General features: G+C 74.4%; 19 protein-coding genes and 1 pseudogene. 8 read left to right on the plus strand and 12 right to left on the minus strand.

What is annotated here, in order from left to right; genetic code table 11:
* Window positions 1-93 precede the first annotated feature (93 nt).
* From ACZ7KF_RS30795 to ACZ7KF_RS30805, 3 genes and pseudogenes are all read right to left on the minus strand, one after another.
* Window positions 94-792, minus strand: coding sequence for a helix-turn-helix domain-containing protein (locus ACZ7KF_RS30795; protein ID WP_471082161.1), 699 nt, complete (start codon window positions 790-792; stop codon window positions 94-96).
* 79 nt (window positions 793-871) lie between these two features.
* Window positions 872-1,744: a universal stress protein gene (locus tag ACZ7KF_RS30800; RefSeq protein WP_471082163.1), complete on the minus strand. Its 873-nt coding sequence runs from the start codon at window positions 1,742-1,744 to the stop codon at window positions 872-874.
* 188 nt (window positions 1,745-1,932) lie between these two features.
* Window positions 1,933-2,226 (minus strand): annotated as a pseudogene (locus ACZ7KF_RS30805) (universal stress protein); the annotation flags it as partial.
* A 301-nt stretch (window positions 2,227-2,527) separates the two neighbouring features.
* Between ACZ7KF_RS30805 and ACZ7KF_RS30810 the strand changes: the two are divergent.
* Both ACZ7KF_RS30810 and ACZ7KF_RS30815 read left to right on the plus strand, forming a co-directional pair.
* Window positions 2,528-3,184 (plus strand): CBS domain-containing protein, encoded by a 657-nt coding sequence (locus ACZ7KF_RS30810; protein WP_471082166.1) that lies wholly within the window; start codon window positions 2,528-2,530, stop codon window positions 3,182-3,184.
* A gap of 122 nt (window positions 3,185-3,306) precedes the next feature.
* Window positions 3,307-4,701: a nicotinate phosphoribosyltransferase gene (locus ACZ7KF_RS30815; RefSeq protein WP_471082169.1), complete on the plus strand. Its 1,395-nt coding sequence runs from the start codon at window positions 3,307-3,309 to the stop codon at window positions 4,699-4,701.
* Between the two features lie 44 nt (window positions 4,702-4,745).
* On the opposite strand, the gene ACZ7KF_RS30820 is transcribed toward ACZ7KF_RS30815, so the two are convergent.
* Window positions 4,746-4,937 (minus strand): hypothetical protein, encoded by a 192-nt coding sequence (locus ACZ7KF_RS30820; protein WP_471082172.1) that lies wholly within the window; start codon window positions 4,935-4,937, stop codon window positions 4,746-4,748.
* Between the two features lie 303 nt (window positions 4,938-5,240).
* Window positions 5,241-7,487: an FUSC family protein gene (locus ACZ7KF_RS30825; RefSeq protein ID WP_471082175.1), complete on the minus strand. Its 2,247-nt coding sequence runs from the start codon at window positions 7,485-7,487 to the stop codon at window positions 5,241-5,243.
* A gap of 620 nt (window positions 7,488-8,107) precedes the next feature.
* Here ACZ7KF_RS30825 and ACZ7KF_RS30830 point away from each other — a divergent pair.
* Complete coding sequence (locus ACZ7KF_RS30830; RefSeq protein ID WP_471082318.1) at window positions 8,108-9,313, plus strand: glycosyltransferase; 1,206 nt, start codon at window positions 8,108-8,110, stop codon at window positions 9,311-9,313.
* Window positions 9,314-9,452: 139 nt separating this feature from the next.
* On the plus strand, window positions 9,453-11,636 hold the full coding sequence (helR, locus tag ACZ7KF_RS30835) for an RNA polymerase recycling motor ATPase HelR (RefSeq protein WP_471082178.1): 2,184 nt from the start codon (window positions 9,453-9,455) through the stop codon (window positions 11,634-11,636).
* Between the two features lie 76 nt (window positions 11,637-11,712).
* On the opposite strand, the gene ACZ7KF_RS30840 is transcribed toward helR, so the two are convergent.
* The 4 genes from ACZ7KF_RS30840 to ACZ7KF_RS30855 form a co-directional block, all read right to left on the minus strand.
* The gene (locus ACZ7KF_RS30840; protein WP_471082181.1) at window positions 11,713-12,582 is read right to left on the minus strand and encodes an NlpC/P60 family protein; all 870 of its coding nucleotides are present in this window, start codon (window positions 12,580-12,582) and stop codon (window positions 11,713-11,715) included.
* A 190-nt stretch (window positions 12,583-12,772) separates the two neighbouring features.
* Entirely contained in the window at window positions 12,773-16,615 is a 3,843-nt protein-coding gene (locus ACZ7KF_RS30845) for an nSTAND1 domain-containing NTPase (protein WP_471082184.1), read from the minus strand.
* Window positions 16,616-16,792: 177 nt separating this feature from the next.
* Window positions 16,793-17,161 (minus strand): hypothetical protein, encoded by a 369-nt coding sequence (locus tag ACZ7KF_RS30850; protein WP_471082187.1) that lies wholly within the window; start codon window positions 17,159-17,161, stop codon window positions 16,793-16,795.
* A gap of 333 nt (window positions 17,162-17,494) precedes the next feature.
* On the minus strand, window positions 17,495-18,379 hold the full coding sequence (locus tag ACZ7KF_RS30855; RefSeq protein WP_471082190.1) for a LysR family transcriptional regulator: 885 nt from the start codon (window positions 18,377-18,379) through the stop codon (window positions 17,495-17,497).
* A gap of 80 nt (window positions 18,380-18,459) precedes the next feature.
* On the opposite strand from ACZ7KF_RS30855, the gene ACZ7KF_RS30860 reads away from it, so the two are divergent.
* Window positions 18,460-18,984, plus strand: a complete 525-nt coding sequence (locus ACZ7KF_RS30860) for a cupin domain-containing protein (protein WP_471082193.1) — start codon at window positions 18,460-18,462, stop codon at window positions 18,982-18,984.
* Window positions 18,981-19,343, plus strand: a complete 363-nt coding sequence (locus ACZ7KF_RS30865) for a DoxX family protein (protein ID WP_471082197.1) — start codon at window positions 18,981-18,983, stop codon at window positions 19,341-19,343. Before ACZ7KF_RS30860 ends, ACZ7KF_RS30865 begins: the two co-directional genes overlap by 4 nt.
* A 22-nt stretch (window positions 19,344-19,365) precedes the next feature.
* Here the strand turns inward: ACZ7KF_RS30865 and ACZ7KF_RS30870 are convergent, their stop codons facing one another.
* The 3 genes from ACZ7KF_RS30870 to ACZ7KF_RS30880 form a co-directional block, all read right to left on the minus strand.
* Entirely contained in the window at window positions 19,366-20,892 is a 1,527-nt protein-coding gene (locus ACZ7KF_RS30870; protein ID WP_471082199.1) for a GAF domain-containing sensor histidine kinase, read from the minus strand.
* 153 nt (window positions 20,893-21,045) lie between these two features.
* Window positions 21,046-21,453 carry an ATP-binding protein gene (locus ACZ7KF_RS30875; protein ID WP_471082202.1) on the minus strand — a complete coding sequence of 136 codons (408 nt, stop codon included), beginning with the start codon at window positions 21,451-21,453 and terminating at the stop codon, window positions 21,046-21,048.
* A 223-nt stretch (window positions 21,454-21,676) separates the two neighbouring features.
* On the minus strand, window positions 21,677-22,099 hold the full coding sequence (locus ACZ7KF_RS30880) for a MerR family transcriptional regulator (protein ID WP_471082205.1): 423 nt from the start codon (window positions 22,097-22,099) through the stop codon (window positions 21,677-21,679).
* A 54-nt stretch (window positions 22,100-22,153) separates the two neighbouring features.
* Here ACZ7KF_RS30880 and ACZ7KF_RS30885 point away from each other — a divergent pair, with 54 nt between their 5' ends.
* Together ACZ7KF_RS30885 and ACZ7KF_RS30890 are read left to right on the plus strand one after the other, a co-directional pair.
* Entirely contained in the window at window positions 22,154-23,125 is a 972-nt protein-coding gene (locus ACZ7KF_RS30885; RefSeq protein WP_471082208.1) for an oxidoreductase, read from the plus strand.
* Between the two features lie 357 nt (window positions 23,126-23,482).
* On the plus strand, window positions 23,483-24,619 hold the full coding sequence (locus ACZ7KF_RS30890) for an FAD-dependent oxidoreductase (RefSeq protein WP_471082211.1): 1,137 nt from the start codon (window positions 23,483-23,485) through the stop codon (window positions 24,617-24,619).
* Window positions 24,620-24,695 lie beyond the last annotated feature (76 nt).

Here is a 24,695-nt window from a genome sequence, read left to right on the forward strand (position 1 = left end):
AGCGGGCCAGGGGGCCCGGTCGGGAGTGCGGCGCGCCCGCCGTCGGGGGCACACCGCGCCCGCCGGGTCGACGCGCCGTCCCGCTCCCCGCGCTCACACCGTGATCCGGCGTCCGGTGACGGTGAAGGTGTCGATGCTCACCCACAGGCTGCGGGAGCCGCCGGCCCAGGGAGTGCTGTAGGCACGTTCCGTCAGCCGCCGCTGTTCCTGCGGGTCCGTGACCGCGCGCGCGGGTCCGCGGACCAGGACGCTCCAGCCCTGGCTGAACGCGTCGTCGATACGGTCGACCTCGAAGGCCACCTGGTTGCCGGCGGCCAGTGAGGGCGTCGTACCACGCGCGGTCCGGAAGACGATCGCGTCGTCCACGACGCTGTAGTTGACGGGCACGATCACCGGACCGCTGTCCGTGGACACCGCGAGACGCCCCACCCCGTGCATCGCCAGCAGGGTGCGGCACTCACCGGGACGCAGCACGGTGAACTGCGGTGCGCGCCCGGCCCGTCCGGTTCCCGGTGGCAGGTCGACGGCGCCGCCCGTGAGGTCGGCGACGGTGGTCTCCAGTGCCTCGGCCAGCTTCATCAGCGCGCTGGTGCCCGGCGCGGCGCCAGGATGCTCCTCCAGGTAACCGAGATAGGTGACCGCCATTCCGGCCCGCGCCGCCGCCTGTCGCCGGGTCAGGCCGAGTTTCACCCGCCGGGCCGCGAGCCGGCGGCCCAGATCACCCAGCGGTGCCTCCACGTCGAACGCCCCGGGCACGGTGGTGTCCGGGATCACCTTCGTCCGTTCGGCCATGATCTCTCCCTCTCTCCTCGCCTCGCCGTGGGGGGCCGGCCACGTCCGGGCCCGCGGTCGGGTCGGGCACGGGCCGCGGTCAGCCACGCTCCGGCACGACCGCCACCGGGCACGCGGCCTGGTGGAGCAACCCGTGGGCGACGTGGCCGAGCTGGAGGCCGAAGTCGCCGTGCCGGCGCCGGGCACCGACCACCAGCAGGGTGGCGTCGTGCGAGGCGGCCAGCAGGGCGTCACGGGCACGGTCCTCGACCGCACGCCGTCGTACCTGCAAGCCGGCCGGCGCACGGCGGCGCACCTCTTCCAGCACTTCCGTCGCCCGCTGCTCGTACCCGTGGGCCGGATCGCCGACGATCAGCGGGTGGGCCGCCGCCGCGTGCGCGGGCGGGCGCCAGGCCCGTACGGCCTCCAGCGGCACGCCGCGCAGCGCGGCCTCTTCGGCCGCGAACCAGAAGGCGGCCGAGTCCGCCGGGCTGTCGGCGACGCCCAGGACGACGCGACCGCGTGCCTCGGGTCCGGCCCGGTCGTCGTGGCCGCCCCGCAGCACGATCACCGGGCAGGAGGCGTGCCCCGCCACCATGACGGCGACGGAGCCCAGAAGCGCTTCCGTGACGCCGCTGCGGCCACGGCTGCCCACGACCACCGCGAAGGCCGTCTGGCTCTCCCGGACGAGCGAGTACTCCGGCGCCTCGGGAAGCACATCGGTCGTCACCTTCACGCCCGGCTGCCGACGGTGCGCCCGCCGCTCGGCGGTGTCGACGATGTCTCCCGCCGTCACCTCCTCCGGGGGCTTGCCGTGGTCGTGCGCGAGGCAGTCGCCTCCGAAGTGCTCCCACAGCGAGGCATACACCAGCCGGAGTTGCGCCCCCCGCAGGACGGCCTCGTCGGCGCCCCAGTCCACGGCCCCGAGGCTCGGCTCGGAACCATCGACCCCGACGACGATCGGAAGGTCCATCCTGATCACCCTCCCGGGCGTGGGCAGGTGTCCGCCGCCCGCCGTGCGCACACCGGGGTCGTACGGACGTCCGCACAGGACGGCCGACCGACGTCGGCGGCGACGGGGGTGACGGCCGTGGGCACCGGCTCGGCGACGGCCCGTGGTGCTGCTGCTTCCATGGATTCCTCCCGTTCACGGCGCGGGTCCGCCGCCGCGCACAGGACGTCGACCGGGCTCCCCACCGGCTGCTCGCTGGTCACCTCCAGACCGGGGTGGCGCAGACGCAGGCCCTGCGCGGACTCGCGCGGAATCCGCTCCAGCCAGTCCTGACGGGTCTCCGGGCCGAGCAGCGGCGCCTGCGCCACGCGCGCCGGTGCGGGTGCGCAGACGTGGACGATCTTCAGCGACAGGCCGCGCAGCAGGGCTTCACGCGCCGCCCATTCGGCGGCGGCCCGGCTCGCGGGCGATCCGTCGAGGCCCACGGTGACGGTCGGGGACATGGTCTCCCTCTCCCGGATGCGGTTCCGCCTCCAGCGTGGCCGCACGGTCACGGCCACTGTCAGGGGCCACACGTCCCCGAGCGGGGCCGACCGACCCACCCGGGCGGGCGACCGGCGCGGGAGGTCGTGAGCAGTTCGCGGCGGGAGCACCGGGCCGGTGCCGCGAGGACCGCCTCCCCGGCCCGGCCGACGGGAGGCCGAAAGGCCCGCCCACGGGCCGAGGGGCCCCTTTCCGGCCCCCTCCCGCACGGCACACGCTGGAAGCGGCACGACCACCCGCCGAGGACCCCAGGGGGTCAGCATGTACGGCATCCCGCACATCGTCAGCGACGTCATGACGCAGCCGGTCGCGTCCGTCGGCCGGCGGGCCTCGTTCAAGGTGATCGTGGAGATGATGCAGGACCGGGGGGTCAGCGCCCTGCCCGTGCTCGAAGGCGAGGGGCGGGTGGTCGGCGTGGTCTCCGAGGCCGATCTGCTGCCCACCGAGGAACTCCGGGACAGCCCCGAGGAGGGCTACGCGCTCCTGCGGAAGCCGGCCGACATGGCCAAGGCCGGCGCGGTCACGGCGGGCGAGCTGATGTCCTCGCCCGCGATCACCGTCCGTGCGAACACCACCCTGGCCGAGGCCGCGCGGATCATGGCCCGAGGGAAGGTCAAGCGGCTGCCCGTGGTCGACGAAGCGGGTCTGCTGGTCGGCGTGGTCAGCCGTACCGACCTGCTCAAGGTCTTTCTGCGCGACGACGCCGACATCGCCGAGGAGATCCGGCGGGAGATCGTGGCGTACCTCTTCCCGCTGCCGTCCTCGGTCATCCAGGTCGACGTGCACGACGGAGTCGTCACGCTCACCGGCATGGTGCGCGACACCGCCCTGGTGCCCGTGGCCGCGCGCCTGGTGCGGGCCGTCGAGGGAGTGGTGGACGTGGAGTTCGACCTCACCCGGAAGGCGGGGGTGCGGTAGGCGGAGGGCGGCAGGCGGCAGGCGGCAGGCGGCAGGCGGCAGGCGGCAGGCGGCAGGCGGCAGGCGGCAGGCGGCAGGCGGCAGGCGGCAGGAAACGACGATCACACCCGGCGGCGATCACCATGTCCGACGTCACCACCACCGATCTCTACGAAGTGACCATGGCCATGACCTATCTCCGGGAGGACATGCGGGCTCCGGCCAGCTTCACGCTCTTCGTCCGCGACCTCCCGCCCGGCCGGGGCTTCCTGGTCGCCGCGGGGCTGGAGCCCGCCCTGGACTTCCTGGCCGGCTACCGCGTGGAGCGCGAGGACGTCGAGGAGTTCGCGGCCGCTCTGCACCGTCCGGTGCGGGACCTGGAACCCCTCCTCGGTCTCGCCTTCGAGGGCGAGGTGCGCGCCGTCCCGGAGGGCCACGTGGTGTTCGCCGGGGAGCCGCTGCTGGAGGTGACCGCCCCGCTGCCGCAGGCTCAGCTCGTCGAGACGTACCTGCTGAACCAGCTCTGCCACCAGACGGCGGTGGCGTCCAAGGCGGCCCGCTGCGTCCTGGCCGCGGACGGACGGCCCCTCGTGGACTTCTCGCTGCGCCGTACCCACGGCCCCTGGGCGGGCCACCAGGCCGCCCGGCTGGGTGCCATGGTGGGCTTCGCCGGCACCAGCAACGTCGCCGCGGCCACGGCCCTGGGCATCCCCGCCTCGGGCACGATGGCCCATTCGTACATCGAGGCGTTCCCCGGCGAGGAGGAGGCGTTCCGCGCGTTCGCACGCAGTCATCCCGGCCCGGTCACGTTCCTCGTCGACACCTACGACACCGAGGAGGGAACGCGGATCGCCGCCCGGGTTCTCGCGGACCTCGGGCGCGGTCCCGGCTGCGCGATCCGGCTGGACAGCGGAGACCTCGACGCGCTCGCCCGCCGGGCGCGCACCATCCTGGACAGCGCGGGGCCGGCCGGCGTACGGATCGTGGCCAGCGGCGGACTCGACGAGTACGGTGTCGCGCGGCTGGTGCGCGCCGGAGCCCCGATCGACGTGTACGCCGTGGGCACGCGCGTGGGCGTGGCCGCGGACGCCCCGTACCTGGACGCCGCGTACAAGCTCGTCGAGTACGACGGCCGCCCGGTGATGAAGCTGTCCTCGGCCAAGGTCACGGCTCCGGGCCGCAAGCAGGTCTTCCGCCGTGCAGGGCAGCCCGACGTCATCGCCCTCCTGGACGAGGACCTTCCGGCCCCGGGACGACCGCTGCTGCGCACGGTCATGCGGGGTGGCCGCCGGACCGGGCCGCCGGACCGCTGGCAGGACGCCCGCGACCGGTTCCGCGAGGACGTCGCCGGCCTGCCCGGCCCGGCGCTTCGGATCGAGCGTCCCGAACCGGTCCGGCCGAGCCGGTCGCGGGCGCTGGAGGAGCTGACGGCCGCGGCACGCGCGGACATCGAGGCACGATCGCGCCGACGCCGTCTGCCCGCCGCGTTCGGCACGGCCGACTCCCGTTCCTCGGAGGCGTCCGCCGACGCGCCGTGAGGGACGGGCGGCGGGCCCAAGGGGCGATGCGGGCATGCGCTGCGTCAGCCGAAGAGGCTTTCGACCCGGATCGTCTCGACGCGCCGCCAGGCGCCACCGGGGAGCAGCAACCAGTCGCCGGCCTTGCCACGGGCACTCCATTGGACCGAGCCGCCCGTCGCCCGCTTGGCCGTGGCGGCCGTCGGCGCCCGGCCGCTGCCGCCGGCCCGCCTCCTGGCTCGCTTGCGCTTGCTCATCGATGCCTTCCCGTTCGATCCCTTCCGTGCACGGACCGCAGTGCTCTGCCCCGTACAGCGGGGCCGAAACGGCCTGCGCGAGGAACATCGGGCCCGCCGAGGCCGGCGTGCGGCGCGGGAGGGGGACGGGGACCCGAGGGACACTCCCGGGCGGAGGACCATGCCCGCCCTTTCCGGGCCGTCCCCGCCGTGGCGCCGCCGTCGGCGACGGTGCGCACCGGGGTCCGAGTGCCCAGACGGCGCAGTCCGCCACAGGCGGTTTCGCCCGGCGGTACGACAGGCCCATGGGCCCCTCGGCGACGGTCACGTACCCCGCCGCCGGGGTTCCGAAAGAGCGGTAGCGGTCTCGGGGGCACGGTCGCCCTGCGCGATGTGTGTCAGATCGGTGAGGAGCGAGTCCAGCCACGCCACGGTGGCGTAGTACCTCCGCGGAGCGCCGGGCGGCTCGGTGACGAAACCGGCGGCTGCGGGACCGTCGGGCGGCAGCGCCGCGGTCGGGGTGTCGCCGCCCGGATCCAGCGCCGCGGTCGGGGTGTCGTCGCCCGGATCCAGCGCCGCCGACACCAGCAGCATCCGGCCGGCCACCCGGTCCCCCAGCATGCGGGCCGACTCGGCGGCCGCCGGGCTCAGCGCGGTGAGCGGCGGCTCCAGCAGCCGTATGGATCCCCACAGCGTGTGATGCCCGGCGATCAGCGTCGCCTGCCAGTCCACCGCGGGCGGTTCCGCTCTGCGCCCCCGTCCCCCGAGGGGCATGGGTTCGCTCTGCAACTGCGCGTACGCGGACTCCGCCAGGATGACGGCACGCTGCAGCGACCGGTGACCGGGCACTCCCGGCGGCACGGCCGCCGCCGTGCCGCCCGCCACCGAGGCGCTGGTCGCCACCACGATCTCCGCCGCCCTGCGCAGAAGTTCGGCCGCCGCGTGGCGCAGCTCGTCATGGGCACCCCGCGGCCAGGCCAGCACCCCGAAGACGACCCCGATCGCGCTGCCGACCAGCACGTCCAGCATCCTGACCTCGGCCAGCCGCCACGTCGGCTGCGCCAGCTGCGCGAAGACCAGTGCCACGAGCACGGTGAACATCCCCTGCGCCCAGCCCATGCCCTTGACCGGTCCCACCGTGAAGGCGAACAGCATCCAGACCGGCAGCAGGACGGCGTAGACGGCGGTGTCGGGACCCACCAGGATCAGGGTTCCCGCGCTGACCAGGGCCCCGGCCAGCGTGCCCGCGAGTGCCAGGCGGATGGTGCTCCAGGTCTCGCCCAGCGTGGTCCGGGTGAGGGTGAGCGTCGCCAGCATCGCCCAGAAGCCGTGCGGCAGGGTGTCCACTCCGGCCACCAGCCGTACCGCCGTCAGCGCCAGGGCCATGCGCACCGCGTTCTGGAAGAAGACCGAGCGGCGCCCGGCGTGGCCGCGCAGCCGGTGCCACCACAGGACGGGGGCCCGGCTCTTGGCGTACCAGAAGTGGCCCGGGGGCAGCTCCAGCGAGGAGTGCCGGCCGCGGGCCGCCAGATCGGCCGCCGCGCCCATCGCCAGCGCCGCGTCGGCGACCTCCAGCACGGCGGCGTGGCAGCGCAGGACGGCGGGCGGGAAGCCGGTCCCGTCCGGCTCGGGCCGGGAGGCCGCCGCGGCGGGTGGTGGCCTCGCGGAGCGGGCGGACAGGTGCGCGCGTGCCGCGGACAGCTCCCGCTGCGCCGGGTCGGGAGGCGTCCCCGTCCGCAGGCAGGTCGCGGTCGCCGTCGCCAGTCCCGCCACCGCGCGCAGCACGGCGCTGACGTCGGCCGCGGTGTGCGGCCCCGGGGCGAGGCGCAGCTGTGCCAGCCTGCTGAGCAGGGTGCGGGTGGCCAGGCCGGTGTGGGTGAGGGCGCGGTCGCGCATCCCCGGCCCCGCCGGGCGCTCGGCCTCCGGCACGTTGATCGGCCGCAGTGCCTGGCTCGTCTCCCGGGACGCCCGTAGGTCCGTCTCGGTGAGGGCGCCCGCGGGGCCGGCGAGCTTCGCGGCGCAGCGCTCGGCGATCAGGGCCGCCCGGGCGGCCCGCTCCCGGTACGGGAGCGGGGCGGGTTCGCGGAAGAGCAGCGCCTCGGCCACGACGAACAGGGCTCCGCCCGTGGTCGTCCCGATCAGCCGCTCGCCGAGCGAGCCGGGCTCGTACGGTGGGAAGGACGGCAGGATGTAGAGGAGTTGCAGGCCGGGCGCCGCACCCGCCGGACGGGGGCCGCCCACGGCGGCGAAGGCCAGCGTGAAGCCGACCACGAGCATGCCGACAACGGCGGTCCACGTCCGCACCGACAGATAGGTGCCGACGGTCACCAGCACCCAGCACACCGGCAGCAGGCGCAGTACCACCGCCGCGCGCTGCCGCCCGGTGCCGGGGATCCTGGAGAGCCCGCCCACCGCCACGACGGTGAACAGCGCGTAGGTCGCAGCCACCGGCCGGTCCAGGCCGTAGCGGAAGAGGTTGAAGCCGGCCGCGGCGACCAATGTGACGCGCAGCGCGCGGCGGCCGGAGGCGGCGAAGGCCGTCGGCCGGCGAGCACCTGGAACACCCCGCACCCCTTCAGAATCACCCATCACCGGTCATCCGGCACCTCTGATCGCCGGCGCCCGGGCCGCGGCCTGGCGGGCCGGTCGCTCCGGGTCCGGGCCGGCCGGGCCTGCGGCCGGAGCGGCACCGGTCGCTTCGTGTCCCGGCGTTTCCCGAACCGCCGCGCGCTGTGGGAGGCACTGTCGGCCGAGCGCTTCCTTGAAGGCCACGCTCGGCCGGTCCGCGAGCACCTGCTCGGCCGTGCCCGCCAGGGGGCGCGAGGATCCGGCGGAGCGGCCGCGTGGCAACGGCGTCATGGTGCGCGTGGCAGCGGCGTCACGGTGTTCGGGACCGACCCGGCGGCGCCACGACCGACATGACCGGCCGGCACGACGACCTCACCCGAGACCGTCTCCCCGCCCCTCCAACTGCCATGGCCGCTGACCCGGCGAGCCTTCTCGCGCGGCGGAACTCCCGTGGGCGGAAACACCGTTCGCCAGGGCCGCATGACAAAGGCAAGGAGTTCACCCACTCCTTGCCACTCTCAACTTATAGCGCACTGGGGGGCTTGCGGCAAGGCCCCCGTCGTACCGCAGAATCATCGGCCGAAGCCAGGAAGCAGCGGAAATAGGAGATTCACTCAGTGCGTGTGCTTTTGTCGACGTATGGGTCGCGCGGGGACGTGGAACCGATGGCGGGACTCGCGGTGCGGTTGCGGGAACTCGGCGCGGAGGTGCGGGTGTGCGCGCCGCCGGACGAGGACTTCGCGCAGCGGCTGGCCGGTGTCGGCGTGCCCCTGGTGCCGGTCGGCCCGTCCGCGCGCGCTCTCACGAAGGCGGCGCCCTCGCCCGCGTCCCTGCCCCAGCGCGCCGCCGAGTTGATCGCCGGCCAGCTCGGCCCGGTCACGGCGGCGGCCGAGGGATGCGATGTGCTGGTGGCGACCGGCCCCCTGCCCGCCGCCGCGGGCGCCCTGTCCGTGGCCGAGAAGCTGGGCGTCCCCTCCGTGTCCGTGACCTTCCAGCAGCTCACCCTGCCGGCCCCGCATCGCGCGCCGCTGGCCTACCCGGGCCGGCCGTTCCCGCCGGAGGTGACCGACCACCGGGCGCTGTGGGACCTGGACGCCCGGAACATCGACGCGTTGTTCGGTGAGGCGCTCGACACCCACCGTGCGGAACTGGGCCTGCCGCCGGTGGACGACGTGCGCGGCTACGTCATCGGTGACCGGCCGTGGCTGGCGACGGACCCGGTCCTGGACCCGTGGCACGAGACGCCGGACCTCGACGTCGTCCAGACCGGCGCGTGGATCCTGCCGGACCCGCACCCTCTCCCGGCCGACCTGACGGCTTTTCTGGACGCCGGGACAGAACCGGTGTACGTGGGCTTCGGAAGCATGCCCATGCACACGTCGTCGGACGTCGCCCGGATCGCCATCGAGGCGGTCCGCGCGCAGGGCCGCCGCGCGGTCGTGGCTCGCGGCTGGGCGGACCTGGCCCTGATCGACGACCGGGACGACTGCTTCGTCGTGGGGGAGGTCAACCAGCAGGCGCTGTTCGGCCGGGTGGCCGCCGTCGTGCACCACGGCGGCGCGGGTACGACGACGACGGCGGCCCGGGCCGGCGCGCCCCAGGTGGTGGTGCCCCAGGCGGCGGACCAGCCGTACTGGGCCGGCCGGGTGGCCGAGCTGGGCATCGGCGCGGCACACGACGGTCCGACCCCGACCTTCGCGTCCCTGTCCGCCGCTCTCGGGACGGCCCTCGACCCCGGAACCCGCGCACGAGCGAGGGCCGTGGCCGGTCGGGTCCGCGCCGACGGCGCGTCGGTGGCCGCGCGGCTGCTGCTCGACACCGTCCGCTGACCGACGCCGCCGGGCCCGCCGCCCCCGGCGCGAGCACGACGAGCCGGCACCCGGAAACACGCACACCCGCAGCCACGCGCCCGCGCGGACGCCTTGCCGCGCGCCCTGGCCGGAAGCAGCCTCACATCGGAGCCATGACGTGACACACCCCCTGACCACCAGCGCCTTCGCCATTCCCGGCCACCTCTCCGCGAAGGCCGACCCCACGCTGATCGCCGACGACGAGCGGCACTTCGCGGCCGTCGCCGAGTGTCTGGAGCAGTCGATCGCCGAACTGACCGCCCGCCTCGATGCCGAACGCAGGGCGCCGGGCGGCATGGGCCGGCAGGCGATGGACCGGGACGCGGAGATCCACCGGCTGACCACGCGACTGCGCGCGCTGCGCCGCTTCGGGCTCGACCTGTGCCTGGGGCGCATGGTCGGCCAGGACGGCACCGAGCCCCTGTACGTGGGACGGCTCGGCCTCACCGACAGCACCGGGCGCCGGCTGCTGATCGACTGGCGCTCCCCCGCCGCCGAGCCGTTCTTCGGAGCCACGCATGCCCACCCGATGGGGCTGGCGAGCCGCCGCCGGTACCGCTGGACCGGCGGCCGCATCGGCGACTACTGGGACGAGGTGTTCACCTCGGACGGGCTGGTCGGGCATGCCGCGCTCGACGACCAGTCCGCCTTCATCGCCAGCCTCGGCACCAGCCGTTCGCCGCGGATGCGGGACGTGCTGGGCACGATCCAGGCCGATCAGGACGCCATCATCCGGGCCGGCTCCCGGGGCGCTCTCGTCGTCGACGGCGGCCCGGGCACGGGCAAGACCGTCGTCGCCCTGCACCGCTCCGCCTACCTCCTCCACTCCGACCCCCGGCTCGGACACCGCCGGGGCGGCGTCCTGTTCGTCGGTCCGCACCGGCCGTACCTGGCGTACGTCGCCGATGTCCTTCCCAGCCTCGGCGAGGAGGGCGTGCAGACCTGCACCCTGCGGGACCTCGTCGCCGAAGGGGCCGCGGCGGAGGCCGAGGCCGACCCGGAGGTGGCCCGTCTGAAGTCGTCCGCGGACATGGTGAGGGCGATCGAGGCGGCCGTCAGGTTCTACGAGGAGCCGCCCGCCGAGGGGATGACCGTCACGACCCACTGGTCCGACGTATGGCTGAGCGCCGACGACTGGGCCGTGGCCTTCGAGGCGGCGGAACCCGGCACCCCGCACAACGAGGCGCGTGACCAGGTCCTGGCGGAGCTGGTCACGATCCTGGTGGACAAGTGCGACGGGGACGGGGACGGGGACGCCTCGCCCGAGCTGCTCCGGCGGTCGCTGCTGTCGAACAGGGAGCTGCTCACGGCGTTCGACCGCGCGTGGCCGCTGCTGGAGGCGGCCGACCTCGTCGGAGACCTGTGGTCGGTGCCCGCGTATCTGCGGATGTGCGCTCCCTGGCTCGGTCGCGACGAGGTCCGCCTGTTGCAGCGCGCGGACGCCCAGGCGTGGACGGTGTCCGACCTGCCGCTGCTGGACGCGGCACGGCAGCGGCTCGGTGACCCCGAGGCGGCGCGGCGCAAGCGCCGGAACGAGGCCGTCATCGCCGCCCAGCGCGAGCGCATGGCGCAGGTCGTCGACAACCTGATCGCCGCCGCGGCCGACTCCGGCGCCGACGGTGACGACGGCGAGGGCCTGGTGACGATGCTGCGGGGTGCGGACGCCGAGGTCAGCCTGGTGGACGAGGCCGAACTGCCCACCGCCGACCCGGACCTGCTCGCGGGACCGTTCGCGCACGTCGTCGTGGACGAGGCCCAGGAACTCACCGACGCGGAGTGGCAGATGCTGCTGCTGCGGTGCCCGTCCCGGAGCTTCACCATCGTCGGAGACCGCGCCCAGGCCAGGCACGGGTTCACGGAGTCCTGGCGGGAGCGGCTCGGCCGAGTCGGGTTCGACCGGATCGAGTCGGCCTCCCTGAGCGTCAACTACCGGACCCCGGAGGAGATCATGGCGGAGGCCGAGCCGGTCATCCGGGCCGTGCTCCCCGACGCCAACGTGCCGACCTCCGTCCGCCGCAGCGGCGTCCCCGTCGTCCACGGATCCGTCACCGACCTGCCCTCGGTGCTCGACACCTGGCTCGCCGCACATCCCGAGGGCATCGCCTGCGTCATCGGCGATCCCGGTTTCCGGGCGACGTCCCGCGTGCGCTCGCTGGCCCCGGAACTGACGAAGGGGCTCGAGTTCGACCTCGTGGTCCTCGTCGACCCGGAGGACTTCGGCGAGGGCGTCGCGGGGGCGGTGGACCGCTATGTCGCCATGACCCGGGCGACCCGGCAGCTCGTCGTCCTCACGAGCACCTGAGCCACGGGGCCGCCGGACGCCGGACGGGAAGCGCGCGCGTCCCGGCGGCGCACGGCCCGGCCGGCGGACGGTTCGCTCAGGTCGTGCAGGTGGGTACGCCGTCCAGCCAGGCCGGGCCCTGGAGGTAGATGTTGGTGACCCAGGCGCGGTAGTCGGGAAGGTAGGACCAGGCGTCGTTGGTGTACCCCTCGGCCGTGACGACCTCGGCGTGCTTCTGGCAGGTGACGCGCACGGTCGTCGGGCCGGGGAAGGCAAAGACGCGGGCGGCCCTGACGGAGGGCTGCGCCTTGGTCCAGACTCCGGTGCCCCAGGTGCGCAGGACGGGACCCCCGACCGTGCCGGTCGCGACGCGGACGGCACCGAAGTAGTCGCCGCCGAGGCGGACGTCACTGACCATCAGCCTGGTGCCGGACTGCCGGGCCTCCACCATCCTGCCGGCGCCGAGGTAGAGGGCGATGTGGTGCAGGTCCGCCGAGGTGCCGTAGGCGAGCAGGTCCCCGGGGCGCAGCGGGGCGAGGCCCTCGGCCGCGGTGAAGCGGTCGGCGGTGCGGTACGTGTAGTACTGGGCGCTCGCGTCGCCGTCGAGGATGTCTGCGCCGGTGGCCTGGGCGTAGGCGAAGCGGACCAGTCCGGAGCAGTCGAAGCCGAGGCGTTCGGGATCGTGTTCGCTGGCCGGGTCGGTCGGGTCCACCTTGCCGTGCGTGGGGCCGGGCCGGGGGCCGTGGCCACCGCCCCAGGTGTACCAGACGCCGGCCGCCACCTGGGCGCAGGCGGCGTCGACGGCCCGTTCGGCCGCGGCCGTGGCGCCCGGGGCGAGGACGCCGCAGCCGCCGTCCGCCGCCCCGGCCGGCCGGGTGGGGCGATCGGCGGCGAGCGCCGACGGGGCGAGGAAGAGCGCGGTCAGCAGGGTGACGAGTGTGCCGATGGCACCGGTTCGGCGGAGCATGCCGGGACCCCCGTTTCGTGGTCTGGTCGTCCGGTGGGGAGGGAAGCACCACGTCCCTCGGGAGAGAGGAGGGACGTGGTGCGGTTCGTAGCCTTCCCGGGTGCGGCCTGCCGGTCGAGGATGCCGTGCGGTCCTTCTTCGACGGGCAACGGGCAACACCCGGGAAACCCGGGCCGAGCAGGGCAGTCGCTCAGTGCGCCGGGCACGCGGACGCGCCGGGGGCGGGTTCGCCGGGGAGCAGGGAACGGCGGGTCGCCGGGTCCATGCCCCGGTCCAGACGGCAGATCTCGGCCAGCCGCGTCCGGGCGTCCAGGCTCCACAGCCGTACCGTGCCGTCGTTGCTGCTGCTCGCCACGGTCCGGCCGTCGGGCGCGAAGGCCACGCCCCACACCGCGTTGGTGTGCCCGGCGAGCGTGGCCCACGGCCGCCGTCCGGGCACGTCCCACAGCCGTACCGTGCGGTCGTTGCCGCTGCTGGCGAGCAGCCGGCCGTCCGGCGCGAACGCCAGGCCGCGCACCGAGCCGGTGTGGCCGGTCAGCGAGGCGAGGAGCCGGTGCCGCGCCACGTCCCACAGACGTACGGTGCCGTCGTTGCCGCAGCTGGCCAGCGTGCGCCCGTCGGGGCTGAAGGCGACGCCCCGTACGGCACCGGTGTGGCCGGTCAGCGTGTCCGGCGGACGGTGTGTCCGCACGTCCCACAGACGCACCGTCAGATCGTCGCCGGCACTGGCCAGGGTCCGCCCGTCGGGGCTGAAGGCGACGGCGTTGACGTAGTCGGTGTGGCCGGCGAGGACGGCGAGCGGACGGCGGCCGGTGACGTCCCAGAGGCGCAGGGTGCGGTCGGCGCCCGCGGAGGCGAGGGTACGGCCGTCCGGCGCGAACGCCACCGAGAAGACGGCGCCGCGGTGGCCGTGCAGCGCCGTGTGCGGGCGGCGGGCGGCGGGATCCCACAGGGTCACCGTGCCGTCGGAGCCGGCCGCGGCGAGGGTGGCGCCGTCCGGCGCGAACGCCACGGTGGTGACGCTTCCGCGAGTGCTCGTCAGGGTCGTGGGCGTCGCGCGCCGCCGGACGGGGTCCCACAGGCGTACGGTGTGGTCGGCGTCCGCGCCGGCGAGCAGCCGCCCGTCGGGACGGTAGGCGACGGCGGAGACCTCCGTGAAGGGCCGCGCGGCCAGGGCCCGGCCGCGCAGGTCCCACAGGACCACGGACTGGTCGAACCCGCCGGTGGCGAGCCGGGTGCCGGTGGCGTCGACCGCCACGGACATCACGTAGTCGGAGTGTCCGGTGAGGGTCGTGACGAGCCGTCCGCCGGGTACGTCCCAGAGCCTGGTGGTGCTGTCCCCGCTGGCGCTGATCACGGTGGTGCCGTCGGGGGTGTAGGCGACCGCGTTGACGTCGTCGCTGTGCCCGGTGAGTGTCGCCGTGGTCCGGCGGCGGCCGACGTCCCACAGCCGTACCGTCCGGTCCACTCCCCCGCTGGCCAGGCCGCGGCCGTCGGGAGCGAACGCCAGGCCGAGCACCTCGTCGGTGTGGCCGCGCAGGACGGCCAGCTGCCGGGCCCGGTCGGGGTCCCACAGCCGTACGGTCCGGTCCGCGCCGGCGGAGGCGAGCGTTCTGCCGTCCGGGGCGAACGCGAGCGCGTCGACCTGGCCGGTGTGGCCGGTGAGGCGCGCGGTGCGCCGGGGTGTTCCGGCCGTGTCCCAGAGCTGGACGGTGCCGTCGGCGGCGGCTACGGCGAGGGTGCGGCCGTGCGGGTCGAAGGCGACCGCGCGGGCGGCGCGGGTGTCCGCCGTCGGCAGGGGGACGGGGCGGGCGGAGCGGCCCGGGGACCACAGCCGTACCGGCCCGGTGGAGTCCGTGACGGCGAGGGTGCGCCCGTCGGGGCCGAAGGCGATCGAGCGGATCCGGCCGGTGACGGTGAGCGTGGCGATGGTCCGCCGGTCGGCCGGGCGCCGCAGGCGGACCGTGCCGTCGGAGCTGCCGGTCGCCAGCACCTGGCCGCCCGGCGCGAAGGCGACCGTGTTGACCGGGCCGTGGTGTCCGCCGAGCCGGGCCGCGAAGGGCTCGGCCTGCGTGCTCAGCAGGGCTCCCCGGGCGGTGGCGGTGGGTTGCGTGCGGTAGGCCTCCGCGGCGAGCAGCATGGATGCCTCGGGGCGGCCGCCGGCCAACAGGGTGGACCGGGCGGCGAGGGCCTGGGAGCGGGCGAGGCGTTCCTGGGCGAGTGCGTCGGCCCGCTGGCGGTGGGCGAGGCCGCCGGCGGCCAGGGCGCAGCCGAGCAGGACGACGAGGGTGGCCACCATGGCCTGCCGCAGCCGGGTCTGGCGTCGTGCCTGGCGCTGCCGGGCGTCCTCCTCCGCCTGGCTGGCGCGCAGGAACGCCTCCTCTGCGGGGGCCGGCGGACCGAGGCCGTCCGGTTCCGTGGCCCAGGACCGTACGGTGTCCAGCCGTGTGCCGCGGTAGAGCGCGGACGGGTCGCGGCCCTCGCGTTCCCATTCGGCGGCGGCGTGGGCGAGTTGCTGGCGAGCGAGCAGGCCTGCGCGGTCGGCGCTGATCCACGTCCGCAGCCGGGGCCAGCTGTGCAGCAGGGCCTCGTGCGTGATCTCCACGCTGTCGCTGTCGACGGTGAGGAGCCGGGCACGGACGAAGACGTCGAGTGCGGTGTCGGCGCCCTCCGCGTCGGTGAGCTGGGCCATGAGGGCGGTCCGGCCGGCCCGGCGGCGGGTGGCGCCGGTGCCGTCGGAGACCTGGACGAGCCGGGACAGGATGCGGCGGATGGTCTGCTGCTCGGCGGGATACAGCTGGGCGAAAGCGTCCTCGGCGGTGCGTGCGACGGCGCCCTGGATGCCGCCCGTGCTCTCGTACCCGGCGACGGTCAGCGTGCCCGCCTCGCGGTGGCGCCAGGTGGCCAGCAGGGCGTGGGCGACGAGGGGGAGCGCGCCGGAGGGGACGCTCTGCGTGCCGGGCTCGCCGGTCAGCCCGGCGTCCCGCAGCAGCACCGGGACCAGGCCGGGGTCGAGAGCGGCGCCGGCCAGTTCGGCGGGGCGGGTGATGGACTCGCGCAGTTCCGCCGTGGTCATCGGGGGCAGGACGTGGAGGCCGTCGGTGAAGGCGGGGGCGAGTTCGGGGAGGTCCAGACATCGGCCGGAGAAGTCGGCGCGCACACCGAGGACGACCACGGCGGGGTCGTGGGCGGGTGACGGCGCGGGGGCGGCCAGCGCGCACAACACGCGGGCGAAGGTGCGTCGTTCGGCCTCGTCCGCGCAGAGGGTGAACAGTTCCTCGAACTGGTCGACGAGCAGGACGAGGCGGGGCGGTGGGGGCGGCCGGCGCCCGGCCGGGGTCGCGTCCGCGTGGGTCCGGACGGCACTGAGGAGGGCCTCGGGCCGCTCGCCCAGCCGGGCCGCGGTGAGCTCCAGGTCGCCGCCGAGGGCTTTGGCGGTGCGTTCGAGGAGTTCGTCCAGCGGGTGGGCGGTGGGGGTGAGGGTGACGACCGGCCATCGGTCGGCCCCCGCCATCGGGAAACCGCCGGGCCGCCGGAGCGCGGGCACGAGGCCGGCGTTGAGGAGGGACGACTTTCCCGCACCCGAAGGGGCGACGAGCAGCAGCGGCCCCTCGCCGACTCTGCCGAAGACCCGTTCCACGAGCGCGGCCGTGGCCCGTTCCCGGCCGAAGAACCGGTCGGCGTCCTGCGTGGTGAACGCCGAGAGGCCCGGGTAGGGGCCGGTGACATCGTTGCCGTCGTCCCGTTCCGCGGGGCGTGCGGGGGCGACCAGGCGCAGCAACTCGCCGTCGGCACGCAGGACCTGGTCGCAGCGGCGGGCCACGTCGGCGGTCACGCGCTTCGCACCGGTCTCGATCTTGCTCAGGTACCCCTTGCTGTAGTGGGTCTGCCGGGCCAGGTCGGCGAGCGACAGACCGCGCTGCTGCCTGAGTCGTCGTAGCTGTGCGGGGAAGGGCGGTGTGGTCGGCACCGTCCGGTCCCCGTCGTTCTCGTTCCGGTTGCCGGTGTCGGCTCCCTGTTGCGGCTCCCCCAAGGCGTCCCCCATGGCGCACGTGCCCAGGCCGTGAGACGGCGGGAGCCCAGGTTACTGCGGGGGTGGGACAGGTGGCCCAGCCACGCGTACGGAGTGACCGAAAACAAGCTTCCGGAACCGCGGTTGCGGTTCCGGAAGCTTCCCCCGTGGGCCCCCCTCGGTCGGCCGTGGGTGGGGTTACGGCCGGTTGAGAGTGAGGGAGTTGACCGGCGTCAGGTCCGCGTACACGCCCGTTCCCTCGGCGATGGGGGTGCCGCAGCCGGCGCCGTTGTAGCCCGTGCACAGGCTCGCGGTGGCGCCGCCGTACTGGTTGTTGAGGACCCAGTGCCGGCCGACCTGGTTGTCGAGGTTGTGCGGCCCGTAGCTGTAGAGGACCAGGCTCGGCGACTGGGCGGGGTTCTGGTTCTGCGGGTAGACGCACACCGCCCCGTCCGGGCAGCCCGCCCAGGGATCGGCGGCCGGCCCGGCGTGGGCCGCGCCGCTCATCGCCGTCACCGCGGCCGCGGCGGTCGCGAACGCGGCAGTCCAGCGCATCGTCTTGCGCATGTGTTCCCCCTTGCGGTTCTCCTGCGTCGTCCACGTCGCCGCAGGTCGTGCTTGGTGCTGACGGCATCAAAACTGCCGTCCCGACCGCCCGGCGTCGACGGGTTTCCCGTCGCCCGTCCCCTCCGCCTCCGGGAAACCGCGCCCGACCAGCGACGGTCGGCGGGGGCGGGCAACCGGCCGGGACCGAGGAACCCGTCCGCACGAGGAGTGCGGGCACATCACGGCTTGGCCGGTGCCGGCTGCCTCCCTTCCGTCCTCAGGGGGTCGCCTCCGTCACGGCAGGCGGGCTGGGCAAGGGGTCTCAGTCGCGACAGGCGGTCGGGGAAAGTCGTCTCAGTCGCGACTGGCGGTCGGGGGGAATTCGTCTCGGTCGCGGTAGGCGGCCGTCGCGAGCCGGGCGAACGAGTGGATCAGGGGATTCGTGTCGCCCTCGTTCCATGCCACCACCACCCGGCTCGGCGGCATGCCGGTCAGCGGCACCACCGTGAGTCCCCGGCCCTGCTCGTGACCGAGGGGCGTCAGGCCGACCGTGCCGTTCCAGAGCACGGCTTGCCGACACTCCTGCACGGCGCGCACCACCGGGCCTTCACGGGGCTCTCCGCCGTTCCAGTACGCCTGCCAGAGCGGGTCGGTGCCCTCGGGGAACACGAACCAGCGGCGGCCCGCCAGGTCGGCCGGTGTCAGGCTGTCGCGGCGGGCCAGCGGATCGTCGGCGCGCAGCAGGGCGCCCACCGGGTCGGCGCGCAGCTCGCGTACGGTCAGCCCCCTCTCGTCGAACGGCCCGCGGGTCAGGGCGACGTCGACCAGTCCGGCGTGCAGGCCGCAGGTGGGGTCGGCCAGGTCGGTCTCCCGGACGCGGACCTCGACGCCCGGGTACCGACGGCGGTGGGCGCGGGCCAGCCGGGTCGCGCCCGGGTCGGTGCTGTCCCCCAGGAAGCCGACGGTGAGGGTCGCGGCGCCGGCCGCCGCGGCCACCCGTACGCGTGCCCGTTCGGCCCGGTCGAGCAGGGCGCGGGCCTCGTCGAGCAGCACCGCCCCCGCCGGAGTGAGCGCGACACCGGTGGAGGACCGGTCCAGCAGCGCGGCGCCGACGTCGGCCTCCAGCCGCCTGATCGCCCGGCTCAGGGGCGGCTGGCTCATGTGCAGCCGGGCGGCGGCCCGCCCGAAGTGGAGTTCCTCGGCGACCGCCACGAAATAACGCAGCGTGCGTAGCTCCATGCGGCGACGATACCCGCACGGTATCGAGGTGCCGGAACGGGTCTTGGACACTCCCGCGACCCCGGCGGTGGAATCGGGGCATGACCGACGAACGCAGGAACAGTGAGACGACCGCCGGAACCGCCGTATCGGTGGTCGGTCCGGACGAGGGCGAGGTGCTCGTGCTGGGCACCACACGGATGCGCGTGCTCGAGGACGGCAGCAACACCGCGCACCGCCTCGGACTCGCCGAGTCCGTCCTCGCGCCGCACACGCCCGGACCGCCGCAGCACCGCCACGCGCGGCACGACGAGGGTTTCTACATCGTGTCGGGCACGGTGCGTTTCACGGTCGGGGCCGAGGAGCACGACGCGACGCCGGGGACGCTCGTCATGGTCCCGCCCGGGGTTCCGCACACCTTCGCCAACACGACCGACCGGCCGGCCGTCATGCTCAGCACGTTCACTCCGGACCTGTACGTGCGGTACTTCCGGGACCTGCGGGACCTGTTCGCCGACGGCCGGGCGCCCGGCCCGGAGGAGAACATCGACGTGATGCGCCGCTACGCCACCGAGCCGGCCGCCGACTTCTCCCGGGTCCGGGCCGAGGGCGGACGCGACGCATGAACCTCCTCTACTGGACCGTCGCCGTCCTGCTCGCCTGCTTCTACCTCTACGGGGGCGGGCTGAAGGCGGTGCGGAGCAGGGAGCGGCTCCGGCCGATGATGGCCTGGGTGGACAGCACACCGATGCCGGCCGTCCGAGCCGTCGGAGTGCTCGAGGTCCTCGGGGCGGCCGGGCTGATCCTCCCGCCGCTGACCGGTGTCGCACCCTGGCTCGCCCTGGCCGCGGCCCTCGGGTTCCTGGTCCTCCAGATCGGCGCGATCGGGATCCATCTTCGCCTCGGAGACCGCCGGATCGCCCTCAACATCACGCTCGTGCTCGCCGCGGCCGCCGTGGTCTGGCCGGCGACGGTCCGGCTGTGAGGTCCGCCCGGTACGCGCCGGCTCACCGCGCCGCTCGGGCCGGCTGGACGGCGGAGCGGTGCCGGTCCGAGAGCGGCAGTGCGACACGCAGTGTGGTGCCCGCCCCCCGCGGACTGCTGACCCAGATCCGGCCGCCGAGCGCCTCCACACGGTCCTTGATCCCGACGAGGCCGGTACCGCGGCCGAAGTCGGCGCCGCCGACGCCGTCGTCCTGGACGGCCAGGCGCAGCACGCCGTCCTCCTGCCCCACCGTGACCGTGACGGCCGAGGCGCGCGCGTGCTTGACCACGTTGGTCAGTGCCTCGGAGACGATGTAGTAACCGCTGACCTGGATCTGCCCGGGCAGAGCCCCGTCGTCGTGCACCACGAGGTCGACCGGGACGGGACAGCGCCGGGCCAGCGCCTTGATCGCGGCGACGAGGCCGCCCCGGGTGAGGACCGAGGGGTGGATGCCCCGCGCCATCTCGCGCAGTTCGTCCGACGCGTCCGTGAGCCCGGCGGTCAGCTGGCGGAGCTTCCCCCGCAGCTCGTTCAGCCCGTTCGGCACCAGCGCCTGCGCCGAACCCGCGAGCAGCACCAGCGAGACCAGCCGTTGCTGGACGCCGTCGTGCAGGTCGCGCTCGATGCGCCGGCGCGTCTCGTCGGCGGCGCTGACGAGACGGGCGCGTGAGGCGGTCAGCTCGGCACCGGCCTCGGCGTTCTCCAGGGCGGTGGCGACCAGCTCGGTGAAGCTGGCGATCTGCTCCTCCGTCTTCTCCGGGAAGGGTTTGTCGCCCTTCGTCGAGGCGGCGATCACCCCCCACAGACGGCCGCGCACGGCGACCGGGCAGCCGACCGACGAGGTGATGCCGCTGGCGCGGGCCTCCCGTGCCATCTCCCCGGTGGCACCCGCGAAGCTCTCGATGCGGACCGGACGGCCGCTGATCCGGATGTCGCGGGCGATGCTCAGACCGTTCAGGTCGATGCGGGTGCCGATGAGCGGCGGGGCCTGTCCCCGGTCCCGGCCCCAGGCGGCGACGCCGATGACGGTTCCGTCCGTCTCGTAGCGCTCCATGCGGGCCGCGTCGGCGTCGCACAGCATGCCGACCTCGCGGGTGACGGCCTCGAACACCGCCGAGGGCGGAACCGAGCGGGCGACCAGTTCCGCCACCCGGCGCAGCGCGGACTGCTCCTCCGTCAGGCGTTCGGCTTCCCATGCCGCTCGCCGCAACCGAGCCGCCAGCTGTCCCACGACGGCCGCCGTGAGGAGGAAGACGCCCAGTCCGACGAGGTTCTCGGGGTTGCCGAGCCGCAGCGCGTGGAGCGGCGGCACGAAGAGGTAGCCGTAGACCGCGACGGACAGCATCGACGTGGCCAGTGCCAGTCCGGTTCCCCACAGCATGGCGACGGGAAGGATGACCAGGAGGTAGAACAGCAGCGGGTGCAGCGTTCCGATGTGCGGCTCGAGGAGCGCGATGACCCCCGTCATCGCAGCCACCATGGTCACGCTGGCGAGAAGCCGGTTGGGCCAGCGCAGAGGCGGCGAGCGGACCACGCAACGCCGTGCCATCGCATCGTTTCCCTGACCGAGCACAGACGGATGTTTCCTCTTCAAAGTGTGACATAGCGGGCCGGAAGGGGATGTGGGGGGCGCAGCGGCCGGGTGGCGGCGCAAGCCGGCCGGAGTCGCCGGCCCGCGGTTTCCCGGGCCGTGGCGCTCGGATCACGCGGCGTAGGTGATGTCTGCCCAGTGGATGGCCTGACCCGCTTCCTGGCGGTCCCCGTGGGCGGCGGCGACCCGGTCGACGATCATCAGCCCGCGGCCGTGTTCGTCCTCGGCGAGACCGGCTTTCCTGTCCTCGGTGGCGGGACCGCCGTCCGACACCTCGACGTACACGTGTCCGGCGGCGGGATCACATCCCAGCCCCAGGCACAGCGGTGGCTGGGCATGCTGTACGGCGTTGGCGACCAGTTCCGAGACGGTCAGCAGGACCGAGTCCGCGACCTCCCCGGCGACCCCCCACCGGTTCAACAGCCCCTGAGTGATGGTGCGGGCCTGCCCGGCGGCTTCCGGACGGTGCTCCAGGGACCAGGGCCGTGCCGACGTCGGCGTGCCGCGGTCGTCCGTCACGGCGTCCACCTCCTCCAGCACCCTGGCGGCGTACCGGACTCGGAGTGCCGTACGGGCCAGTTGCCCCCATGTTGGCCTCCGGCGCCCGCGCACGTCTTCGAGGCCAGCGCCCAACCCCACTACCGGGCAGCCGGAACGGCCGCACTGCAGGTGGCAGCAGTACACGCGGGACGACGGCACGAAGGGCCCGGCAGCGACACCGGGTGTCGATGTCCCGTCCGCTTCAGGCCGTCGGGTCCCAGAGCCCTTCGGCCGCACCGCGGGCGAGGTGCTCGGCGTAGACACCGACCTTCCACGCGATGACGGAACGGCACTCCTGAAGCGCCCGGATCTGTGCGTCGACGCGCTGCTGGTGGGCATCGAGGAGCCGCAGGCGTTCCGGCTCGTTGCCCGGACCTCTGCGCACCAGTTCGGCGAACCGCTTCAGATCGGCGAGCGGCATTCCGGACTCGCGGAGCTTGACGCAGATGAGCAGCCAGTCGACGTCCACGGCGCTGTAGCGGCGCCGGCCTCCGGAGGTCCGCCGGACCGGTCCGACCAGCAGACCCTCACGCTCGTAGAAGCGCAGGGCGTGCACGCTCAGTCCGGTCCGCTCGGCCGTCTCGCCGATGCTGAGGGACTCCTCGCGGGTCTCGGCAGTCGTCATGCCGCCAGGCTACGACTTGATCTAGACCGCGCTCCAGATCATAGCGTCGCCGCCATGACCACCACTGCTCAGCAGCCGCTCGGCTCGCCCTTCTCCGCCGCCGCCACCGCCGAGGACGTCCTGGCCGGCCTCGATCTGTCCGGTGCGACCGCCGTCGTGACCGGGGGCTACTCCGGACTCGGCCTGGCGACCACCCGGGCCCTGGCAGCCGCCGGAGCCCGGGTCGTCGTGCCGGCACGCCGGCCCGTCGTCGCGCGTGCCGCGCTCGCGGACGTGAAGGGCTGCGAGGTCGTCCCCATGGACCTGGCGGACCTCGCCGACGTACGCGCCGCGGCGGCACGGATCAGCGACTCCCTCGACCGGCTCGACCTCCTGATGGCCGTCGCGGGCGTCATGGCCGGCCCGGAGCGGCACGTCGGACCGGGGTGGGAGAGCCAGTTCGCCGCCAACCACCTCGGCCACTTCGCACTCGCCTGCGCGCTGTACCCGCTGCTCGCCGCCGCCGACGGTGCGCGCGTCGTCGTCAACAGCTCCGCCGGGCACGCTCTGACCGACATCCGCTGGCACGACCCGCACTTCCGCACCGGCTACGACAAGTGGCTGGCCTACGGCCAGTCCAAGACCGCCAACGTCCTGTTCGCCGTGCATCTCGACACCCTCGGCCGCGACGACGGCGTCCGGGCGTTCGCCCTCCACCCCGGCAAGATCATCACTGGTCTCCAGCGCGACATGACGCTCCGGGAGCAGATGGAGCGCGGCTGGGTGGACGAGCACGGCCAGGTGATCGGCGCAGGCTTCAAGACTCCCGCCCAGGGCGCCGCCACGGGCCTGTGGGCCGCCACGTCCCCGCTCCTCGACGGCCGCGGCGGCCTCTACCTCGAAGACTGCGAGGTCGCACCCGTCGCCGCCCCCGGCACTCCCATGGACGACGGCGGGGTCCGCGCGTACGCCCTCGCGCCCGGCTCCGCCGCACGGCTCTGGGACATCTCGCTCGCGGCGACCGGCGCCCCGCCGATCACCCGATGACGTCGGCGGAGCCCACCGGCGTGGCCGTCGGCGGCCCGCAGGACTCGCTCGGCGGCAGCGCGTCGTCGGTCACCGACGCCTCCCGGTGCCGTGCCGCACCACCGAGGTCCGCAGCGCGGTGTGCTTCGGCTCCGGGGCGTCCTCCAGGGCCGGACCGGGCCGGTGTCGGGTGGTTGTCGGCGGTAGGCGGTGATCTGTCGGTGATCTGTCGACGGCTGCCGGGAGAGTCGGTGCTGCGACGTCGGCCGTCAACGGCACCGGCCACCGGCATCGCATCGTCCCGACTCGCCGAAGCGGCGCTCCCGGCGTGACCCGCCGGGGTCCGCCCAGCGACCCACGGTCCGGAAGGAAGTCCCCATGACCACCGACGTCACGATCATCGGCGCCGGGCTCGGCGGCCTCACGCTCGCCCGCGTCCTGCACGTCCACGGAATACCGGCCACGGTCTACGAGGCGGAGCCCTCCCCGGCTGCGCGTTCCCAGGGCGGGATGCTCGACATCCACGACTACAACGGACAACTCGCCCTCCAAGCAGCCGACTTGATGGACGAGTTCCGTGGCCTCATCCTGGAGGGCCGCGAGACGATGCGGGTCCTCGACAAGGACGGGACCGTCCGGCTCGCCATACCCGACGACGGTGACGGCGGGCGCCCCGAGGTGATGCGCGGCGAGCTGCGGCAGATCCTGCTCGACTCGCTCCCGGCCGGCACCGTCCGGTGGGGGCACAAGGTCAGCAGCACCCGCACCCTCGGCGAGGGGCGCCACGAGGTGACCTTCGCCGACGGCAGCACCATCGCCACCCGCCTGCTGGTCGGCGCGGACGGCGCGTGGTCACGGGTCCGGCCGCTGCTCTCCACCGCCACACCCGAGTACATCGGCAAGTCGGTGGTCGAGACCTACCTGTTCGACGCCGACACCCGGCACCCGGCCGCCGCGAAAGCGGTCGGCGGCGGGTCGATGATCGCGCACATGCCGAACAGGGAGATCTTCGCTCACCGGGAAAAGAACGACACCCTGCACGCCTACGTGGGGCTGTCCGAGCCGCAGGACTGGTTCGCCGCCATCGATTTCACCGATGCGGCCGTGGCCACCGCTCGGATCGCCGCGGAGTTCGACGGCTGGGCGCCGCAGCTCACCGCGCTGATCACCGACGCCGACACCGCGCCGGTCCTGCGTCCCCTCCACGCTCTGCCGGCCGGGCACCGGTGGGACCGGGTGCCGGGGGTGACCCTGCTCGGCGACGCCGCCCACCTCGCGGCCCCGAACGGCGAAGGCGCCAACCTGGCCATGCTCGACGGCGCCGAACTCGGCAAGGCCCTCGCCGCGCACCCCGACGACCTCGAGGCCGCGCTCACCGCATACGAACAGGCCATGTTCCCCCGCAGCGCCGAGGCCGCCGTCTTCGAAGGCGCCGAGGCTCACGGGACCGCCTCCGACAACGACATCGTCGACAGCCTGATCACCGCGATCACCCGGCATGAGCAGTCCCCGTGAGGCTTCGCCCGAAGTGTCGCCCGGCACCGGCCGGGCGGCCCTCCCGGGACGGCTCCGTCACCCGAATGACCGCTCG

The organism is Streptomyces sp. NPDC038200 (genome assembly GCF_055600785.1).

What these genes read in the sequence shown, in the direction of transcription:
- ACZ7KF_RS30795 (WP_471082161.1), bottom strand. Translation starts at nt 792, where the DNA reads ATGGCCGAACGGACGAAGGTGATCCCGGACACCACCGTGCCCGGGGCG.
- ACZ7KF_RS30800 (WP_471082163.1), bottom strand. Translation starts at nt 1,744, where the DNA reads ATGGACCTTCCGATCGTCGTCGGGGTCGATGGTTCCGAGCCGAGCCTC.
- ACZ7KF_RS30810 (WP_471082166.1), top strand. Translation starts at nt 2,528, where the DNA reads ATGTACGGCATCCCGCACATCGTCAGCGACGTCATGACGCAGCCGGTC.
- ACZ7KF_RS30815 (WP_471082169.1), top strand. Translation starts at nt 3,307, where the DNA reads ATGTCCGACGTCACCACCACCGATCTCTACGAAGTGACCATGGCCATG.
- ACZ7KF_RS30820 (WP_471082172.1), bottom strand. Translation starts at nt 4,937, where the DNA reads ATGAGCAAGCGCAAGCGAGCCAGGAGGCGGGCCGGCGGCAGCGGCCGG.
- ACZ7KF_RS30840 (WP_471082181.1), bottom strand. Translation starts at nt 12,582, where the DNA reads ATGCTCCGCCGAACCGGTGCCATCGGCACACTCGTCACCCTGCTGACC.
- ACZ7KF_RS30850 (WP_471082187.1), bottom strand. Translation starts at nt 17,161, where the DNA reads ATGCGCAAGACGATGCGCTGGACTGCCGCGTTCGCGACCGCCGCGGCC.
- ACZ7KF_RS30855 (WP_471082190.1), bottom strand. Translation starts at nt 18,379, where the DNA reads ATGGAGCTACGCACGCTGCGTTATTTCGTGGCGGTCGCCGAGGAACTC.
- ACZ7KF_RS30860 (WP_471082193.1), top strand. Translation starts at nt 18,460, where the DNA reads ATGACCGACGAACGCAGGAACAGTGAGACGACCGCCGGAACCGCCGTA.
- ACZ7KF_RS30865 (WP_471082197.1), top strand. Translation starts at nt 18,981, where the DNA reads ATGAACCTCCTCTACTGGACCGTCGCCGTCCTGCTCGCCTGCTTCTAC.
- ACZ7KF_RS30870 (WP_471082199.1), bottom strand. Translation starts at nt 20,892, where the DNA reads ATGGCACGGCGTTGCGTGGTCCGCTCGCCGCCTCTGCGCTGGCCCAAC.
- ACZ7KF_RS30880 (WP_471082205.1), bottom strand. Translation starts at nt 22,099, where the DNA reads ATGACGACTGCCGAGACCCGCGAGGAGTCCCTCAGCATCGGCGAGACG.
- ACZ7KF_RS30885 (WP_471082208.1), top strand. Translation starts at nt 22,154, where the DNA reads ATGACCACCACTGCTCAGCAGCCGCTCGGCTCGCCCTTCTCCGCCGCC.
- ACZ7KF_RS30890 (WP_471082211.1), top strand. Translation starts at nt 23,483, where the DNA reads ATGACCACCGACGTCACGATCATCGGCGCCGGGCTCGGCGGCCTCACG.